The sequence below is a fragment of the Methylophilus sp. genome (assembly GCF_035460085.1).
Taxonomy (GTDB): Bacteria; Pseudomonadota; Gammaproteobacteria; order Burkholderiales; family Methylophilaceae; genus Methylophilus.
Window position 1 is genome coordinate 1 of record NZ_DATHWZ010000087.1, and the last position, 2,350, is coordinate 2,350.

2 protein-coding genes are annotated in these 2,350 nt (G+C 49.5%); one reads left to right on the plus strand and one right to left on the minus strand.

Annotated features, from left to right (window positions below; all coding sequences use genetic code 11):
* Positions 1–1,093 (plus strand): tetratricopeptide repeat protein (locus VK958_RS11880; RefSeq protein WP_325241593.1); only part of this gene is annotated, 1,093 nt, incomplete at its 5' end.
* A gap of 959 nt (positions 1,094–2,052) precedes the next feature.
* Here the strand turns inward: VK958_RS11880 and VK958_RS11885 are convergent.
* On the minus strand, positions 2,053–2,350 hold a 298-nt coding region (locus VK958_RS11885; RefSeq protein WP_325241594.1), incomplete at its 5' end, for a hypothetical protein.

Sequence of the window (2,350 nt, forward strand, 5' to 3'; positions counted from 1 at the left end):
AGCCTGGGTAGACCGCTGGCAAACCCAGGCGGTCTTTGCCAAGGCACGCCCTAAATTAGGCGTATTTGACCTGGGTTGGCCCAAAGCCGACCTGGTCTACCGTAACCAGGATGCATTCAAGCAACAGGCGCAATCCTTACGTGAGCAACTGGGCCTCAAATATGAGCGCTCGGTGCTTTATGCGCCTTCGTGGGAAAACCATGGCAAGCAGGATGACTTTGTACAGGCATTGAAAGACCTGCCGGTAAACCTGCTGCTGAAACAAGCGCCATGGTCAGAAAAATACCGCTGGGTATTGAACAATATTGACGAAATGGATGCCCTGCATCGTGGCTGCGCCGACAATGTCTATGTGATTGATCGCGAGATCAGCATCATGTATTGCCTGGGACTGGCGGATGTGATGGTATCTGATGAATCCAGCGTACTGACAGAAGCCCTGTTGCTGGACGTACCTGGCGTGGCGGTGATCGATTGGGTGATACCCGACACCAATCCGCCAAGGCCAGCTTGCGTGCCTTACGATTATGTCAGCAAAACCACACGCGCCAACCTGCGTGACACCGTGCAGAATGTGCTCGACAATCCACAACAATACCAGACGGAGATTGCAGCCAACAAACAGCAGCAGTTTGCCCACCTGGGTGAAAGCGCCAGGCTGATCGTCGATAATATGGTTGCTGCCTTGCAAGGCCAGCCTTTACCGACACCACCACTGACAGCCCAGGTGGAGATAGATCGCCATACTTACCAGCATGCAGAGCAACTGGCAGCACAAGGCGATATGCAGTTGTCAACCCAGATCATGCTGGAGCTGATTAAAAAAGGCAGTACCTGCTGGGAGCCATACAATGACCTGGGCACGTTGCTGGTAGGCCAGGGGCAATTTGAAGATGCTGAAATGCTGCTGGAAAAAGCAGTGCATTTCGCGCAAGAGAATCCCGCTATTCCACTGAGTAACCTGACGGAAGTGTATTGTCTTCAAGAGAAAGCGGATAAGGCGCTGCAGACGCTGGTGAAACTGAGCCAGCATGCACCGAACTCGGCGGCGTCTATTCCGCATATCCGCAAGTGTATGGAAACGATGTTTTAGATTTTCGGATATTTGAAGTAGTTTTTCATTGCATACTCTGAGCCTGCATAACATCTGACTATTGCGTGAATGGTCGGCTTAATTGCAATAAAGAACAATTGTTGCACCTGCTGGAAGTATTAATAAATATATTTCAGATACTCACCATTCCTTTTCGCTCTTTCAGCGAGTTACTTTTCTTTGCTTGCCCAAAGAATAAGTAACCAAAAGAAATGCACCCTAGCTTCCGCTTATCTCCTGTGTTGCTCATCAAAATAAGCGGTCACGAAACTCATCCTAGCGGCCTGCACAAAACGCAGGCCACCGCGGGATTCAGACAGTCGCTCCCTTGTTTCTTATTTTGCCTGCGCTACTCGGCGCGTCAGATAGGGGCCCATTTAGAACCAACACGTTGAAGCCTTGATAAAGGTTTGTGTATTCATGGCGCTTAGTAACTTTTAAACTTCTAAAACTCAATCCAACAAACCAATTATGTTGTTCTGGCTTTTTTAGCTTTGTTTATTCCGATGGTTGAGCGGAAATGAATGTGGCGAGTCTCACTTTAAGTAGCCGCGCAGGGTTTTTATGGGCCCCTATCTGACGCGCCGAGTAGCGCAATCAGCGTGGGAGGTGTCGGCCAGCGTCTGTTCGAGTTCCGCAGTGGCTTGCGACTTTTGCAAGCCGCTAGGGCGAGTTTCGTTGGACGCCCACGTTGATGAGCAACGCAGGGAACAAGCGGAAGCTAGGGTGCCCTTTCTTTTGGTTACATTTTCTTTGGGCAAGCAAAGAAAAGTAACTCGCCGAGTGTCGAAAAGCAACCTTAAAATCATCCAAAGAAATACCGATTAAACCGCAAAGCAACTGCTTTTTGTTGTAAACAAACTAAGCGTATACTTTGCTTAGTCTACTGAGCTTCATATCCAACAACCATAAAAAAAGCCTGCCACTTCTAATGGCAGGCTTTCATCAAACCACGTTCATTAAGTAAACAGCTGACGCACCGGCAATACAGCGCGAGAGAACTCCGCCGTCAAGCCATTCACATGCTGCTCCGGCAAGCCCTGGATCAAGTTTTGCAACCGGTTAAACACAGTGATAAACGCCTGCAACTCCTGATCCTGGTAGGTATATCCCAGTATCTCCAGAATAGCCAGTGACAAGCCCCCAATGTTGGAAGGTGTGCTTGCATGCGGCTTCGCGCAGCCACGGATACGATGCAATGTCAGGAACAGGCCACGCAATGCCACGAATGACACAGGCAATGGAATGGCAAAGTCC